This window comes from Halopseudomonas sp. (genome assembly GCF_036961105.1).
Taxonomy (GTDB): Bacteria; Pseudomonadota; Gammaproteobacteria; order Pseudomonadales; family Pseudomonadaceae; genus Halopseudomonas.
Genome location: NZ_JBALWW010000001.1, coordinates 609,363 through 625,342 on the forward strand (window position 1 = coordinate 609,363; position 15,980 = coordinate 625,342).

Annotated in this window: 12 protein-coding genes and 1 pseudogene; 8 read left to right on the plus strand and 5 right to left on the minus strand. The window is 60.5% G+C overall.

The window, feature by feature from the left end; all coding sequences use genetic code 11:
- The first annotated feature begins 19 nt into the window (after positions 1–19).
- The 3 genes from V7756_RS02745 to V7756_RS02755 all read left to right on the plus strand — a co-directional run bounded on the left by V7756_RS02745 (position 20) and on the right by V7756_RS02755 (position 3,332).
- Positions 20–787 carry a substrate-binding periplasmic protein gene (locus V7756_RS02745; protein WP_335608618.1) on the plus strand — a complete coding sequence of 256 codons (768 nt, stop codon included), beginning with the start codon at positions 20–22 and terminating at the stop codon, positions 785–787.
- Positions 788–916: 129 nt separating this feature from the next.
- A complete protein-coding gene (locus V7756_RS02750; protein WP_335608619.1) occupies positions 917–2,245 on the plus strand; it encodes a YjgN family protein in 1,329 nt (442 codons plus the stop codon).
- Entirely contained in the window at positions 2,223–3,332 is a 1,110-nt protein-coding gene (locus tag V7756_RS02755; RefSeq protein WP_335608620.1) for a M48 family metallopeptidase, read from the plus strand. Before V7756_RS02750 ends, V7756_RS02755 begins: the two co-directional genes overlap by 23 nt.
- Here the strand turns inward: V7756_RS02755 and mqo are convergent.
- Entirely contained in the window at positions 3,317–4,816 is a 1,500-nt protein-coding gene (gene mqo / locus V7756_RS02760) for a malate dehydrogenase (quinone) (protein ID WP_335608621.1), read from the minus strand. The genes V7756_RS02755 and mqo overlap by 16 nt on opposite strands.
- Before the next feature lie 577 nt (positions 4,817–5,393).
- Between mqo and thiO the strand changes: the two genes are divergently transcribed.
- Entirely contained in the window at positions 5,394–6,497 is a 1,104-nt protein-coding gene (thiO, locus tag V7756_RS02765) for a glycine oxidase ThiO (RefSeq protein ID WP_335608622.1), read from the plus strand.
- A gap of 103 nt (positions 6,498–6,600) precedes the next feature.
- Here thiO and V7756_RS02770 read toward each other — a convergent pair whose 3' ends face one another.
- From V7756_RS02770 to V7756_RS02785, 4 genes are all read right to left on the minus strand, one after another.
- On the minus strand, positions 6,601–7,947 hold the full coding sequence (locus tag V7756_RS02770) for a sigma-54-dependent transcriptional regulator (RefSeq protein ID WP_335608623.1): 1,347 nt from the start codon (positions 7,945–7,947) through the stop codon (positions 6,601–6,603).
- A gap of 40 nt (positions 7,948–7,987) precedes the next feature.
- A complete protein-coding gene (locus tag V7756_RS02775) occupies positions 7,988–9,577 on the minus strand; it encodes a sensor histidine kinase (RefSeq protein WP_335608624.1) in 1,590 nt (529 codons plus the stop codon).
- Positions 9,561–9,863, minus strand: a complete 303-nt coding sequence (locus tag V7756_RS02780) for a PP0621 family protein (protein WP_335608625.1) — start codon at positions 9,861–9,863, stop codon at positions 9,561–9,563. The genes V7756_RS02775 and V7756_RS02780 overlap by 17 nt, the downstream gene beginning before the upstream one ends.
- 88 nt (positions 9,864–9,951) lie before the next feature.
- On the minus strand, positions 9,952–10,941 hold the full coding sequence (locus V7756_RS02785) for an outer membrane protein assembly factor BamD (protein ID WP_335608626.1): 990 nt from the start codon (positions 10,939–10,941) through the stop codon (positions 9,952–9,954).
- Between the two features lie 177 nt (positions 10,942–11,118).
- Here V7756_RS02785 and rluD point away from each other — a divergent pair, with 177 nt between their 5' ends.
- The 4 genes and pseudogenes from rluD to V7756_RS02805 form a co-directional block, all read left to right on the plus strand.
- Positions 11,119–12,078: a 23S rRNA pseudouridine(1911/1915/1917) synthase RluD gene (gene rluD, locus V7756_RS02790; RefSeq protein ID WP_335608627.1), complete on the plus strand. Its 960-nt coding sequence runs from the start codon at positions 11,119–11,121 to the stop codon at positions 12,076–12,078.
- The gene (pgeF, locus tag V7756_RS02795; RefSeq protein ID WP_335608628.1) at positions 12,075–12,806 is read left to right on the plus strand and encodes a peptidoglycan editing factor PgeF; all 732 of its coding nucleotides are present in this window, start codon (positions 12,075–12,077) and stop codon (positions 12,804–12,806) included. Before rluD ends, pgeF begins: the two co-directional genes overlap by 4 nt.
- Positions 12,807–13,024: 218 nt before the next feature.
- Positions 13,025–15,592 carry an ATP-dependent chaperone ClpB gene (gene clpB, locus V7756_RS02800; protein WP_335608629.1) on the plus strand — a complete coding sequence of 856 codons (2,568 nt, stop codon included), beginning with the start codon at positions 13,025–13,027 and terminating at the stop codon, positions 15,590–15,592.
- 188 nt (positions 15,593–15,780) lie between these two features.
- A pseudogene (locus tag V7756_RS02805) lies at positions 15,781–15,980 on the plus strand (IS5/IS1182 family transposase); the annotation flags it as partial.

Consider the following 15,980-nt stretch of genomic DNA (forward strand, 5'->3'; position numbering starts at 1 on the left):
AGACAACAGGATGGTTCCTATGCGGCTGCTCGCCGGTTTGCTGACATCGCTGATACTGTTGCTGGCCTGCGCTGCAGTCGTCCAGGCGCAGACGCCGCTGGAGCCCCTGTCGACCGATGCGCGTCTGCAGGTTGCCATCATGGACTTCCCCGGCTATTCCGAGGTGGACGAAAACGGCCATGCGGTTGGGCGTACTGTTACCCTAGTTGAAAAACTCCTGCAACAGGCGGGGCTCGCGTACGAGATACGCATCTTGCCAGCGGCGCGTATCTGGAAGGGACTGGAGGACGGCTCGGTGCAGATATGGCCGGGTATCGTCAACAAGCCCGGCCTTGAGGCGCACACGCTGCTGACCCGGCGCACCCTGGGGACCGTGGGCATCAATCTGTACTATCCTCCTGGCACCCGACCGCCAGCCTGGCCTCAGGGCGTCAAGGGCAAGCGTCTCATTCTGATCACCAATTACACCTATACCGCGCAGCTGATGCGCACTCTGAGCGATCCCGCGTTGAACCTGACCTTTCACAGCGGCAGCTCGCATCTGGGCGCCGTGCGTATGCTGTTGCGCGGGCGGGGCGACTATCTGTTGGACTATCGAGCCCAGGTCGACACCGTAGTGGACAGCCTTGGCATTGAAGCCTTGCCTCACATTACGGTGGCAGAACAATCCATGCGCTTGGTGGTGTCACGCCGCACTCCCGATGCCACCCGCCTGGTACAGGCACTGGATCTGGCTTATGACCAGTTGCTGGCACGGGGCGTGGAGCTGGATGTTACCCGGCAGTAACGCACAAAGTTGCAGGGCGACACTTGCGCGCCCACGCGGCGATTGGTTGAATAGCGCAAATTTTGCGTATTGGCCTTTTGCTACTGGAATACGCAGGCGAGGCGGTTACTACCAACGGAAGGGATTTCGATGCCAGACAGTTTCAAGGTTGTGTTCAATGGTGTGCGAGTGGCGGGCATAGAAGAGCCGGCGCTGCGCGGTGAGTTACTGCGAATCGGCTTTCACGAGCGGCAGGTTCAGGCCCTGCTGGACGGTCGCAAGGTCACGATAAAGAGCAACCTGAGCGCAGAGCAGGCCGAGCGCTACCGGCAACGTTTGCAGGCGGCCGGGCTGGTTACCGAGGTTATCGCCGAAGAGGCCGGCGAGCAGGCAGCGGTTGTTGAACCCTCTGCTCGCCATGAGCCGACCCTGGCGGTGGTGCCGCCGACCGTCTCAAGCGGCGAAGCGCCGCCGGAAAATACGCGTGGGTCCGCGTCCGGACGTCGACCGTCGAGAATCAAGTTTACCGGCGATGGTGGCGAGTATTTCGGCATCTGGATCGTCAACATCCTGTTGCTGATGGTCACCCTGGGTTTCTATGCGCCCTGGGCCAAGGTGCGCAATCTGCAGTACTTTTATGGGCACACGCTGCTGGAAGATACGAGCTTCCAGTATCTGGCCGACCCCTGGCAGATCTTCCGCGGTCGTCTGGTGGCAATGGTGGCGGTAATTATCTGGTCGGTGGCTTCGTCCTTCTACCCGCTGGTAGCCATGGGTTTGCTGGTAATTTTTCTGCCGGTGCTGCCCTGGATTATCATGCGCTCGTTGAAATTTCACGCGGTTAATAGCGCCTACCGCAATATCCGCTTCGATTTTGTCGGCAGTTACTGGCAGTCGGTACAGGTGGTTTACCTCTGGCCCATTCTGGCGATTTTGAGCCTGGGTCTGCTGATCCCTCTCCCGGCACAGCGGTGGTATGCATACCTGGTCGATAATATGCGCTTTGGCCGCAGCGAGTTCAGTCTGAATCTGTCGGTTGGTGCGGTTTACCTGTTCTTTCTGCGCATGTTTGGCGTACTGATCGGCTTTGCCGTGCTGGCGGCGCTGGCGCAATTGATTCACAGCGCGCTGTCCATCCCGATTCTGATCCTCGGCTATCTCGCCCTGTTCGGGTATCTGCTGGCAGCCTTTACCAATCTGGTCATGAGCGCCACCACACTGGGCGAACACGGCTTTGTTTCACAGTTGGGCAAGCGGCGGATGCTGTGGATTTTCTTCAGCAACAGCATCCTGGTAATGCTTACGCTGGGCTTTTTTACCCCCTGGGCCAAGGTCCGTATGGCGCGTTATCGCGCCAGCTGCACACAAATGCTGATCCACGGCGATCTCGACGGTTTCGTTGCCGGTGAAGCACAGCGGGCCGGTGCGGTAGGACTGGAGCTGGGGGACGTCTTTGATGTCGGTATCTCCCTCGTCTGAGCAGTGGGTAGACGGCCGTTATTTCGACGGCCGTACCAGTGGCAGCAGCGCGGCGCGTGCGCGGGTGCACGGGGGTGAGCTGGTGCTGGAGCTGGGTCAGCAAACCCGGCGCTTAAGCGCAGATCAGGTGCGCCTGGGCGTGCAGGTAGGCAACACCAGCAGTTATCTGCATTTAGCTGACGGGGCTGTGCTGGAGTCGCTGGACGTGGCGGGCCTGCAGCGGCTGTCGCGTGCGCTCAAGGGCTCCGGTGGCAGCACCTGGCTGCAGCGGCTGGAGGTCAACCCCAGGCTGATCATCTGCAGCCTGGTAGCCGTTTTGGGGTTTTCCGTGTTGGGCGTATTGTACGGCGTGCCCTGGCTGTCGAATCAGCTTGCCCGTGCCTTGCCTGTCGAGCTGGAAACGCACATAGGCGAACAGTCGCTGGCGACCCTGGACCAACTGTGGACGGATCCCAGCGAGCTGACCGAGGCGCGGCAGCAGGAGGTACTGGCAGCCATGTCACCCTACTTGCGGGCCATGCAGGAGGCTTACCCCAAGCACAGTCTGCAACTGCATTTTCGCGCCTCCGAAGCGCTGGGTGCCAACGCCTTTGCCCTGCCTGGCGGCAACTTGATATTCACCGACGACATGATCGCATTGGCCAGAAATGACGAAGAGCTGGCGGCCGTGCTGGCGCATGAGGTGGGCCACGTGGTCAATCGACACGGTCTGCGCAATGTGGTGCAGAGCTCACTGCTGGTGTTCGTGATGATATCCGTTACCGGTGACGTGTCTGCCGCCTCCGATCTGACCACCGGACTGCCAGCGCTGTTGGCCAACCTGAGTTACCAGCGGGAGATGGAAACCGAGGCGGATGATTTTGCCTTGGCTTTTCTTCAGCAGCAGGGCATAGCGCTCCAGCACTTTGCCGACATCATGCTCCGTCTCGACCCGCAGGACGCGCTGCTAGCCGATGGCGAGCGGGATGAAAAAGGGCTGGCGAAGGACGGGCAGGCCGATGAGGAGGGGGCGAGCGGCCTGGGCAGTTTCCTGTCCAGCCACCCGCCCACACCTGAGCGGATCAAACGGTTTCAGACAGCGGACTGAGCCCTGCCCAGACCCAGGGTGCTCAAGGTGCGTGAACGCACGCTCTTGAGCAGCTCAGCATCTGTGATCAGCGACTGGCCGTAGGAAGGCACCAGCTCCTTCATGCGTGCCTGCCATTCGGGGCTGGCGATACGATCCTTGAAGCAACGCTCCAGCACATCGATCATCGCCTGCACCGCCGTTGAGGCTCCGGGGGATGCGCCCAGCAATGCTGCCAGGGAGCCGTCCTTGGCTGCCACAATCTCGGTGCCGAACTCCAGCTTGCCGTGCCCCTTGGCGTCTTTCTTGATGATCTGAACGCGCATGCCGGCGTTCTGCAGTTCCCAGTTCTTCTCCTGCGCATCGGGGAAGAAGTTGCGCAGCGACGCCACGCGATCCTTGTGCGACTGGAAGGATTCGGCAATCAGGTACTTGGTCAGGTCCATATTGTCGCGACCCACAGCCATCATGGGGGCCACGTTGTACGGCTTGACCGAGGAAAACAGATCGAACACCGAGCCTTTTTTCAGGAATTTGGTGGTGAACCCGGCGAAGGGACCAAAGAGCAACGCGGGCTGGCCGTTGATGATGCGCGTATCCAGATGCGGTACTGACATCGGCGGCGCACCGACTGGCGCTTTGCCGTAGACCTTGGAGCTGTGGCGCTTGACCACTTCCGGCGCCTTGCAGACCAACCATTGGCCGCTGACCGGGAAACCGCCGTAGCCCTGGCTCTCATCGATATGGGATTTCTGCAACAGCGGCAGTGAGCCACCGCCGGCACCGAGAAATACGAATTTGGCGTTGAATGTCTTGTCCTCGCCGCTGTTCTCATCTTCGATGCTGACGCGCCAGTGGCCTTTCTTGCTCTTGCGCAGGCTCTTCACCGAATGCTTCAGGCAGAGCTCGAAGCCATCCTGCTTTGTCAGGTGATCGATCATCTTGCGTGTCAGCGAGCCAAAGTCGACGTCGGAACCGTGCTCGACGCGGGTGGCCGCGATGGGCTGGTCGGCATCGCGGCTCGACATGATCAACGGCATCCATTCGCGCAGCTTTTCAGGCGCGTCGCTGTATTGCATTTCAGCAAACAGGTGATGATTGCTGAGCAGTTCGTGGCGCTTGCGCAGAAACTCGACGTCGTCCGCGCCCCAGACAAAGCTCTGGTGCGGTGTGGTATTGATGAAGTCGGATGCCCTGGGCAGGATTCCCTGTTCGACCAGGTAGGTCCAGAACTGCAGGGTTACTTCAAATGATGCATTGATGGCCAGGGCGCGCTCGATGGCAATGTTGCCGTCTGCGTCCTGCGGAGTGTAGTTCAGCTCACAGTAACCGGCGTGACCGGTACCGGCGTTGTTCCAGCCGTCGGTGCTCTCGTGAGCAACGTGGTCCAGACGCTCGACCAGGGTAATGGTCATCGCCGGATCCAGCTGTTTGAGCAACATTCCTAGCGTAGCGCTCATGACACCACCACCGACCAGCAATACATCTACATTTCTTGCTGTCATTTACATGTCGCCTCTTTGGTAAAAATCAAGGAGCCTCTTGAGCTCTCCAGTGATCATACTGGCCAATGTCGGGGCGGCTAGCAAACGGGCTTGTTCTCGATTCTGGCTTTTGGCTGGATCGAGAGCACGTCAAGCGGTGTGCTGTCTGCTCCGAAAGCCCTGGTGTGGCAGCAGCAGGTTGAACAGTCGCGAGGCTGACTGGGCAACGGTAGCGCTGCGGGGATTAAGCTGCCAGGGCTCAATGGACTGACGGTAATCGGCCATTGGAGTAGTTCAGAGAGGCGTTATCATACCGGTTTAATTCTGCTGGTGACAGAATCAAAGCCGGGGCAATGTGGCCAAATCATGTGTTTGAGACACTAGCGTGCAGAGAATGTTCTTGTCCTGGGCTAAAGTTCGCCGCGGTTGGTCGTGTTGTTCGGCAACAGCTGATGTCGTTGATCGGCATCGGGCATGCCTTTGATCTGGCGCAGCAATCTGAGGCGTGATTGTGGTTAGCCTGTAGCCCAGGCGCAGCAGTAAGGTGACGGCAATCGCGTGATTTCGTTTCTTGCGGTTTTTTATCAAAGGGGAGTCGATGCAGGATATCGTGGTGGTGGGCGGCGGTGTGATGGGCTGCCTCAGTGCGCTCAATTTGCTTGAGGCGGGTTGTCGGGTGACATTGCTGGAGCGCGGCGAGTTGGGGCGAGAAGCGTCGTGGGCCGGCGGCGGCATAGTGTCACCGCTCTATCCCTGGCGGTATCAGGAGCCGGTGCGAGCGCTGGCAAACTGGTCGCAGGGCTTCTATCCAACGCTGGCTGCGCAACTTTTGCAGCAGACCGGCATAGATGCCGAAGTCGAGCCCTGTGGCTTGTTGTGGCTGGACCACGCCGAGCGGGACCAGGCGCTGGCCTGGGCGCGGCAGCATCAGCAGTCGCTCACCGAGGTGTCGAGTGACTTCATTTATGCGCGCGTGCCCCAGTTGGCCGCTGGCTACGGTAGTGCTCTCTGGCAGGCGGATCTGGCAAACGTGCGTAACCCGCGGTTGATGCAGGCGCTGCAGGCGCGTTTGGTGCAGTGCCCTGGCTTTGAGCTGCACGAGCATAGTCCGGCGGTTGCCCTGCTGCGTGAGGGGCGTCGAGTGGTTGGCGTCACTACGCCCAGCGGCCAGTACCGCGCTGACGCCGTAGTGGTAGCCACGGGCGCCTGGACCGGTGACTGGCTGGCACAGGCCGAAGTTGCCTTGCCAGTGGTGCCGGTAAAAGGCCAAATGCTGCTGTACCGCCACGAGCCTGGTTGGCTCAGGTCTGTTGTCCTTTATGAAGGGCGCTATGCGATACCGCGTCGCGACGGGCATATCCTGATCGGCAGTACGCTGGAGCACGCCGGTTATGACAAGGCCACCAGCACCGAGGCGCTGGATTCTCTGCGCGCCTCGGCCCAGGCGTTGTTGCCAGCGTTGCAAGACCTGGAGCCGATAGCGCAGTGGGCCGGATTGCGCCCGGGGTCGCCAGAAGGGGTGCCCTATATCGGGCCGGTCGCGGATATGCCTGGGCTGTGGTTGAACGCCGGCCACTACCGCAACGGCCTGGTGCTGGCACCGGCGTCCTGCCGGTTGCTCGCGGATCTGCTGTTGCAACGCCAGCCAGCGCTCAATCCCGAGCCCTACTTGCCAGCAGGTCGGCTAAGGCAACCGATTTAGGGGCGCGGCAGAAAAGGTAGGGCGAGGCAAGACCAGGAAAATGCTTGACTCGCCTATTCCGAGGCGGCGCACACTAGCAGCTTCCAGCTTCCAGCTTCCAGCTTCAGTCGTCCAACCCCAGCTTCTTCAAGCGGTAACGCAGAGAGCGAAAAGTCAGACCCAGCCGTTTTGCCGCGGCGGTCTTGTTCCAGCGGGTTTCTTCCAGTGCCTGGGTAATGGCCTGACGCTCGATGTTATCGAGAAAATCTTCCAGGTGATTGATCTGACTGAGGTCCTGGCTTTCATCTTGGCTACTCGCAGGTGCATTGGACAGATGCAGATCCGTGGTCTCGATACGCTGGTTTTCGCACAGGGTGAAGGCCCGTTCAAGTGCGTTTTCCAGCTCGCGCACGTTGCCTGGAAAGCGATAATTGCAGAGTAGCTCCATGCAGTTGGCGGTAATCTGGGGCGCGGGTTGCCCGTTGCGCTTGGCCAGTTTGCCAAGAATGTGCCGGGTCAACAGTGGCAGATCTTCGCGGCGCTCGCGCAGCGGAGGCACGCGGAGCTCGATCACATTGATGCGATAGAACAGGTCCTGCCGAAAGCGTCCTTCAGCGACTTCATTGGCCAGATCCTTGTGGGTGGCGCAAAGCAATCGCACATCAACAGACTCCTCTTGCTGGGTGCCCAGCGGTCTGACGGCCTTTTCCTGGATGGCCCGCAGCAGTTTCACCTGCATGGCCATGGGCAGGTCGGCCACCTCATCGAGAAACAGGGTGCCGTGGTTGGCTGCCTGAAACAGACCCGGTTTGTCCGCCACCGCGCCGGTGAAGCTGCCCTTGCGATGACCGAAGAACTCGCTCTCCATCAGTTCGGACGGAATGGCGCCGCAGTTGACCGGCACAAACGCCTGTTCAGCGCGCGGGCCCAAGGCATGAATGCGCCGCGCCACGAGCTCCTTGCCACTGCCCGATTCGCCACTGATATATAGCGGTGCCTGGCTGCGAGCCAGTTTGCCGATCTGGTTGCGCAAGCGCTCGATGGGCGGCGAAATGCCCAACAGAGGATCCTGGCTCTCATCGCCGCTGGTGGGTGCAGGCGTCTGGTGTAGCTTGAGCGCGCTACTGACCAGCTCTCTCAGGCGTTGCAGATCCACCGGCTTGGTCAGGAAGTCGAAGGCGCCGGCCTTGAGGGCGTTGATCGCGGTATCCAGACTGCCGTAGGCGGTAATCATCGCCACCGGCGTACAGGGGCAGTACTGCTGGATGTGTCGCACTATGCTCATGCCGTCGCCGTCGGGCAGGCGCATATCGGTCAGGCAAAGCGCGTAATCGTTGCTGCGCAGCAACGATAGCGCCTGCTCCATGGTGGTGGCGCTCTGGGTGCTCACGTTCATGCGGCCGAGCGTCATGTCCAGCAGTTCGAGGATATCCGGTTCGTCGTCGATGATCAGAACGGTTGGCTTGCTCATGTCGACTTTGGGTGCTCCTTGCGTGGGTACGGATTGCCCATCATACCAGCCGCCGCGGGTGGGCGAAGGTGATCCGCATGCAACTGCCGGTCGGGCTGGCAGCCTCGTACTCCAGGCGCGCCTGATTGCTTTCGCACAACTCCCGGGAGATATACAGGCCCAGGCCGGTGCCGCTGGCTTCGGTAGTATAGAAGGGCTCGAAAATATGCCCTACGTGTTCGTCCGCTACGCCGGGGCCATAATCGATGACTTCCAGCGTGGGCAGTTGGCTGACGTCGTCTTCATACAGCTTCAGATAGATGGTGCGCTCACTGCCGGCTTCGCCGCTGTAGCGCAGGGCATTGTGGCAGAGGTTGTTGAGCACCTGGGTCATCTGGTTAGGATCGATGCGGGTGAGTATGCCTTCCTTCTCGATCTCGCAGTCGATGATATCGGTGGCTGGATGGGCGGCGCGAAAATCGCTTAGAAAATTGGAGGTCCACAACGCCAGGTCCACCAGCTGCGGCTCGCTCGGTCGCCGGCGGGACAGCTCGAGTACGGTTTCTATCACCCGGTTCATGCGCTGCGAGTGCTGCTGGATGATCTCGGTCAGGCGCAGGTCCTGTTTGCACAACTGGTCTGATTCGTTGAGCAACTGGGCGGCGTGACTGATGGCGCCCAGAGGGTTGCGGATTTCGTGGGCAATGCTGGCGGTCAGACGGCCGAGTGAAGCCAGCTTGAGCTGCTGCGCCTGTTGCGCTACCTGAGTGTTGTCATCAAGAAAGACCAGGATGGTGTTGTCGCCACTACCGCTGAGCGGCTTGAAATTGGCGAGTATCTCGGCGCTGCCGCTGTGGCTATGGAAGGAAGTGGAGCGGCTGGAAGGGTTGCGCCGCCACTGCTGCAGGCGCTGGTCCAGTTCGGGCACCAACTTGTCGAGCGCCGCGCCGGCCTGGATGGGGCGTGCCAGCATCTGGGCGCTGGCTTCGTTGCCGGTAATGATCCGGTTGGCCGGGCCCACTACTATGATGCCAGTACGCATGCGCTGAATAATCAACTGGTTCAGCTGCTCCAGGCTGGCCAGGCTGGCGGCCTGCTGCTGAGCGAGGGTTTCCGAGAGGTACAGGCGGCGGCTGATGCGCTGCACGAAGAGGGCCACGGCGAAGTAGATACAGCCCAGCACGCCTACCTGCAAATAACTCTGGCCCACATAGGGATGTGTCAGGCTGAGAAAAAAAGTCAGGTAGATCAAGCCTATGCTGGCCAGCGCCGGCAGCAGCAGGCCAATGCGGCCATGCAGCAGAATGTTGCCGATCGCCACCGGAATGATCAGCAGATTGCCGAAGCCACTGCCGACGCCGCCGGCGGCGAAGAAAATTACACCCAGCAGACCGATATCGGCCAGTGTGATGATGAACACATGCAGGTCGCGGCGGCCCCGATGCAGCAGCAGGGCGATCAATACGTTGATGAACAGATAGATCCAGCTGGCCTTCTCGTACAGTGGCGGGTTGCTGAGATCCAGCAACCCGTCGCGCAGCACCGAATTGGTCAGCAGGGTCAGGCCAAAGCCGAGAATGACGCGGTAGAGATTGTACAGGCGCAGAATGCGCGGGCGTTGCGAGTCTATCTGCTCAGTCTGATTTGGCATCGCGATGCTCCGCGCAGCAATACCATGCATCGTCGGTGCGCAGCGCGCGGCTCTGCGGCAGATGCACCTGGCAGCGCGCGCAGCGCACCATTACCGGAGCAGCGGTGGCCTGGTCACGCGCAGAGGCGCCGCCGGCCCGGCGGTTGCCAATTTGGGCCCGGCGCCAGAATTTGAGAACCAGCCAAACCACCGCGACGAGAATTAGTAACTTTATCAAGCCCATGACCACTGCTGTTTGAAATGAAAGAGTCCCAGTGTAGCCGATCACCCGCAGCAGCCAAAGCACAGTGGTGGGCCACCGGAAGCTTGGCCTTGCAAGATAAAAAAGCCCGCGACGATCTGCATCGTGGCGGGCTTTTCGGTCGGCGACAGTATCAGTCGATCAGGCCGAAGGTAATGCGGTTCCAGAAGGAGCGTCGTCCTTCTTCACCGTGTACCCGAACTTCACGGGGGAGTGCGGCCACGGCGTCCTGATACTCGCGGTCCATCTGCCGTTCCATCTGGGTCTGGGCAGTACGTGGCGGCGGCGCGGTGACCGCGTCCAGTGCGCTGACCGACATGGATTCCATCCAGTTCATTTCCGGCTGGCTAGGCTCGACATGGTGCTTGAATTCGCCCTTGACCAGCGCCGGATGGTCCGGGTAGTTGAGCTTCAGGGTTTCCAGTGCGCTGTCGGCCAGGTCGTGCATGGCCAGACGGTCATAGCCGGCGACCATGAGTGCCAGACCATTACCTACCGCTGGCGTCTGCTGGTAGTTCTCGACTATGTAACGGCCACGGTTGGCAGCAGCCAGATAGGCGCCCCGCTTGAGATAGTAGTGGCCTACGTGGGCATCGTAGTCAGCCAGCAGATTGCGCAGGTAGACCATGCGCAGGCGCGCATCGGGGGCATACTGGCTGTTGGGATAACGGTTGATCAACTGGGCAAAATCGTTGAACGAATCACGCGCTGCACCAGGGTCGCGGCGCGTCATGTCCAGCGGCAGAAAGCGTTCAAAAATGCCCTGGTCGCGGGTGAACGAGGCCAGGCCGCGCACGTAGTAGGCATAATCCACGTTGGGATGTTGCGGATGCAGTCGGATGAAACGGTCGGCCGAAGCAGTAGCGGCTTCGGGCTCCAGATTCTGGTAGTAGGCGTAGATCAGCTCAAGCTGTGCCTGGTCGGCATAGCGACCAAAGGGATAGCGTGATTCCAGTGCGCGCAGGGTTTCGATGGCCGGACCATAGTTATTGGCATCCAGGTCAGTTTGCGCCTTGCGGTACAGCTCTGACTCGCTGAGCGACTCGTCAATGACCGGCTTGTTGGAAGAACAGGCGGCGACAAAGGCGAGCAGGCCGACCAGCAGGAGATGTTTCAGCGACATATCATGACATCCGAATGGGCGGCACCACGCTGTTTCCACAGCAGCCGTCCTGTTATAGTTGGGGCTTGTGCACAGTCCCGGCAAGCCGGGAAAAGCCGTATTTAACCACAGCGCAGAGGCGAAACCAAAAGGGATTGCATCTGCCTCTCCATCCCCGCGTCATCCAGTGAGCTCCGCATGTCCGATCGTATTCTTTTGTCTGCACAGGTTAGTCACGAGTCGGGCGGTCAACGCCTAGACCAGGTGGCGGCGCAATTGTTCCCCGAGCATTCGCGCTCGCGTCTGCAAGGTTGGATAAAGGACGGCAGCCTGCTGGTAGATGGTGAAAAGAAACGCACGCGCGATCCTGTGTACGGCGGCGAGCAACTCACCCTGGATGCCGAACGTGAGGTGCAGGGCGACTGGCAGCCCGAAGCGATTGCGCTGGATATCCTCTACGAGGACGACGCCCTGTTGGTGATCAACAAGCCGGCGGGCCTGGTAGTGCACCCTGCTGCCGGACATCAGGATGGCACGCTGCTGAACGCGCTGCTGCACCATGCGCCGGAACTGGCCAAGGTGCCGCGTGCCGGCATAGTGCACCGCTTGGACAAGGACACTACCGGTCTCATGGTGGTAGCCAAGACCATAGAGGCGCAGACTGATCTGGTCGCCCAGCTGCAGGCTCGCAGCGTTAGCCGGGAATATGAATGCGTGGTAGTCGGGGTGATGACAGCCGGTGGCAAAGTTGACCAGCCTATCGCCCGCCACGGGACCCAGCGGCAGAAAATGGCAGTGGTTGCCGGCGGCAAGCAGGCGATCAGCCATTACCGGGTGATTCAGCGGTTTCGCGCGCATACCCATGTGAAGGTCAAGCTGGAAACCGGGCGTACCCACCAGATTCGCGTGCACATGAGTCATATCTATTTCCCGCTGATCGGTGATGCCACCTACGGCGGACGTCTGCGCATTCCGCCAGGTGCCAGCCCCGAGCTGATTCGCGAGCTGCGTGAGTTCCCGCGCCAGGCGTTGCATGCGCGCCGGCTGGAACTGCTGCACCCGTTCGACGGCCGTACCATGCAGTGGCAGGTGCCCTTGCCGGCAGATATGCAGCATTTGCTGGCACTGTTGAAAGAGGATGGTGAGATCGCCGAATGAGTCCATTGTGGATGAGCGCCGAATGGCCGGCGCCCGCGAACGTGCGTACCTGCATAACCACCCGGCGTGGCGGCTGCAGCCAGGGTCCCTGGAAAGGCTTCAATCTGGGTGGTCACGTGGGCGATGAGCCATCCCATGTCGCGGCCAATCGCGCCGAGTTGCAGCGCGTGCTGGGCTGCACGCCCGCGTGGCTGGATCAGACTCATAGCACTCGGGTCTGCAAAGCCGACCCCGCCCTGGTGGCTGATGCGGATGCCAGTTGGACCAACGAAAGACAAGTTGCCTGCACCGTGATGACCGCCGACTGTCTTCCGGTACTACTGTGCAACAAGGACGGGACGCGAGTCGCCGCCGCCCACGCCGGATGGCGCGGGCTGCTGGCGGGCATACTCGAGCAGACAGTGAGTAGCATGGGGAGCCCCGGCTATGCCCTGATGGCCTGGCTGGGCCCGGCTATAGGGCCAAACGAATTCGAGGTGGGGCCTGAGGTACGTGAAGCCTTCATTGCCAGCGATGCCGAGGCGGCAAAGGCATTCGCACCGTCCGGTTGCGCAGACCATTACCTGGCCGATATTTATCAACTGGCACGCCTGCGACTGGCCAAGGCCGGCGTGACGGCAGTGTACGGTGGCGATCTCTGCACTGTCAGTGAGCCGGCGCGCTATTTCTCCTATCGCCGCGACGGTCAGACCGGGCGTTTTGCCTCGCTGATCTGGTTGGTCTCCTGAGCCTGTCAATCACCAGGCTGTTCGACGGTTGCCAGGCAGCCTGGCCGCCAAGCTTTGCGCCGCCGTCAATAGCCGTACGCGCTAAGCGACAAAAAATTGACCCTTGTCAGGGTCTCACGCCTTGAAAGCGCGATAATCGTCCTCATTAAACAGTCATGAACACTGACTCCGCCCGCCTCGCCGCGTCGAATCGGGCCTTTTAATACAGGATGAATGCCATGCGTATTGATCGTATGACCAGCAAGTTACAGGTCGCCTTGTCCGACGCGCAATCGCTCGCCGTGGGTCGCGACCATACTCAAATCGACACGCTTCACCTGCTGGTAGCGCTGCTGGAGCAACAGCAGGGCTCCATCAAGCCGCTGCTGATGCAGGTGGGTTTTGACATCAACAGCCTGCGCAGCGAGCTGGGCGGTGCTCTCGACAAGCTTGCTACCGTCAGCAACCCGACCGGGGACGTCAGCATGTCCACCGATCTGGCGCGGCTGCTGAATCAGGCGGATCGGCTGGCGCAGCAGCGCGGGGATCAGTTCATCTCCAGCGAGCTGGTGCTGCTCGCCGCGATGGATGACAAGACGGCCGCCGGCAAGATTCTGCTGGGCCAGGGCGTTTCGAAAAAAGCACTGGAAAATGCCATCAGTAACCTGCGCGGTGGCGAAGCGGTGAATGACGCCAATGCCGAGGAATCGCGCCAGGCGCTCGACAAGTACACCGTGGATCTGACCAAGAAGGCCGAAGACGGCAAGCTGGACCCGGTAATCGGCCGCGATGACGAGATTCGCCGCACCATTCAGGTATTGCAGCGCCGCACCAAGAACAATCCAGTACTGATTGGCGAACCCGGCGTGGGCAAGACCGCCATCGTCGAGGGGCTGGCGCAGCGCATCATCAACGGCGAGGTGCCAGACGGCCTTAAAGACAAGCGCCTGCTGTCGCTCGATATGGGTTCGCTGATTGCCGGCGCCAAGTTCCGTGGCGAGTTTGAGGAGCGGCTCAAGGCCGTGCTCAACGAGCTATCCAAGCAGGAAGGGCGGGTAATCCTGTTCATTGATGAGCTGCATACCATGGTCGGTGCCGGCAAAGCCGAGGGCTCCATGGATGCCGGCAATATGCTCAAGCCGGCGCTGGCGCGTGGTGAACTGCACTGCGTGGGTGCAACCACGCTGGACGAGTATCGTAAGTACATCGAGAAGGACGCCGCTCTGGAGCGTCGCTTCCAGAAGGTGCTGGTCGATGAGCCGAGCGAAGAGGACACCATTGCTATCCTGCGTGGCCTGAAAGAGCGCTACGAGGTGCATCACAAGATCACCATTACCGACGGTGCCATCATTGCCGCCGCCAAACTGTCGCATCGCTACATCACCGACCGCCAGTTGCCTGACAAGGCGATTGACCTGATCGACGAAGCCGCGAGCCGTATCCGCATGGAGATCGACTCCAAGCCCGAAGCACTGGATCGCCTGGAGCGCCGCCTGATTCAGCTCAAGGTGGAGCGTGAAGCGCTGAAGAAGGAAGACGACGACGCCGCGCTCAAGCGGCTGGAAAAGCTCAAGGAAGACATCGCCAAACTTGAGCGGGAATACGCGGATCTGGAAGAAATCTGGAAGGCAGAGAAGGCCGACGTACAAGGCTCGGCGCAGATTCAGGAGCGCATCGAGCAGGCCAAGGCCGAGCTGGAGCAGGCCCGTCGCAAGGGTGACCTGAACCGCATGGCCGAGCTGCAGTACGGCGTGATCCCTGACCTGGAGCGCAGCCAGCAAATGGCCGAGCAGCACACCAAGCCGGCTAATCAGTTGCTGCGTAACAAGGTGACCGACGAGGAAATTGCCGAAGTGGTCTCCAAGTGGACCGGTATTCCGGTGGCCAAGATGCTGGAAGGCGAGCGCGATAAGCTGCTGCGCATGGAAGATGCCCTGCATAAGCGCGTAATCGGCCAGCACGAGGCGGTGGTCGCGGTTTCCAACGCGGTACGGCGCTCACGCGCTGGTTTGTCAGACCCGAACCGGCCAAGCGGCTCCTTCATGTTCCTCGGGCCTACCGGCGTGGGCAAGACCGAACTGTGCAAGGCTCTGGCCGAATTTCTCTTCGACACCGAAGAGGCCATGGTGCGCATTGATATGTCCGAGTTCATGGAGAAGCATTCCGTGGCGCGTCTGATCGGTGCACCTCCTGGCTATGTCGGCTATGAGGAGGGCGGTTATCTGACTGAAGCTGTGCGCCGCAAACCGTACTCGGTGATCCTGATGGATGAGGTCGAGAAGGCGCATCCGGACGTATTCAACGTGCTGCTGCAGGTGCTGGAAGATGGGCGCTTGACCGACAGCCAGGGCCGCACCGTGGACTTCCGCAATACGGTGATCGTGATGACCTCAAACCTTGGCTCTACGCAAATCCAGGAGCTGGTCGGTGATCCGGAGGCGCAGCACGCAGCAGTGATGGACGCACTGGGGCAGCATTTCCGCCCCGAGTTCATCAACCGCGTGGATGAAGTGGTGGTGTTTGAGCCGCTGGGCAAGGAGCAGATTGCCGGTATCGCCGAGATTCAGATGGGTCGCTTGCGCCAGCGTCTGGCCGAGCGCGAGCTGGATCTGCAGCTGACCGACGAAGCATTGGAGAAACTGGTGGCTGTGGGTTACGACCCGGTCTATGGCGCGCGGCCGCTCAAGCGGGCGATTCAGCGTTGGATCGAGAACCCGTTGGCGCAGCGCATCCTGGCAGGCGACTTCGCCCACGGCGAAACCATCCAGGCCAGGGTGGAAAACGGCGAGTTCGTGTTTGCTCACTAAGATGTGGTGCCGTACCTGCTGATGGGCTGCCAGGCAGCCCATCAGCAGGTCTCAGGTGCTGGCAACAGGGCAGCTTGTAATGAAAAAAGGCGGCGCTTCTGCGCCGCCTCAGACTGCTGACAAAGCCCTGGCTCTTTAGCCGGGGCTTTGTTTTTATATGGGCACTCCAGAATGTCAGGGTATTGCTCATGCTGCGCGATCGTCCCCCGGTTCAGTCCGCTCTCGAATTTGTCTGTATTGACGAGCTGGTGCCACAGGATCACCTGCTACGTAAAGTTGATAAGCACATCGACTTTTCTTTTATCCACGACCTGGTCAAGGACCTGTACTGCGCTGATAACGGCAGGCCGGCACTGGATCCCACTCTGCTGTTCAAACTGCTACTGCT

Excerpts from the sequence above, each read along its gene's own strand:
- V7756_RS02745 (WP_335608618.1), top strand. The coding sequence starts at position 20 with ATGCGGCTGCTCGCCGGTTTGCTGACATCGCTGATACTGTTGCTGGCC.
- V7756_RS02785 (WP_335608626.1), bottom strand. The coding sequence starts at position 10,941 with ATGTCGCTGAAACATCTCCTGCTGGTCGGCCTGCTCGCCTTTGTCGCC.
- mqo (WP_335608621.1), bottom strand. The coding sequence starts at position 4,816 with ATGACAGCAAGAAATGTAGATGTATTGCTGGTCGGTGGTGGTGTCATG.
- rluD (WP_335608627.1), top strand. The coding sequence starts at position 11,119 with ATGTCCGATCGTATTCTTTTGTCTGCACAGGTTAGTCACGAGTCGGGC.
- V7756_RS02775 (WP_335608624.1), bottom strand. The coding sequence starts at position 9,577 with ATGCCAAATCAGACTGAGCAGATAGACTCGCAACGCCCGCGCATTCTG.
- V7756_RS02750 (WP_335608619.1), top strand. The coding sequence starts at position 917 with ATGCCAGACAGTTTCAAGGTTGTGTTCAATGGTGTGCGAGTGGCGGGC.
- clpB (WP_335608629.1), top strand. The coding sequence starts at position 13,025 with ATGCGTATTGATCGTATGACCAGCAAGTTACAGGTCGCCTTGTCCGAC.
- thiO (WP_335608622.1), top strand. The coding sequence starts at position 5,394 with ATGCAGGATATCGTGGTGGTGGGCGGCGGTGTGATGGGCTGCCTCAGT.
- V7756_RS02755 (WP_335608620.1), top strand. The coding sequence starts at position 2,223 with ATGTCGGTATCTCCCTCGTCTGAGCAGTGGGTAGACGGCCGTTATTTC.
- V7756_RS02770 (WP_335608623.1), bottom strand. The coding sequence starts at position 7,947 with ATGAGCAAGCCAACCGTTCTGATCATCGACGACGAACCGGATATCCTC.
- pgeF (WP_335608628.1), top strand. The coding sequence starts at position 12,075 with ATGAGTCCATTGTGGATGAGCGCCGAATGGCCGGCGCCCGCGAACGTG.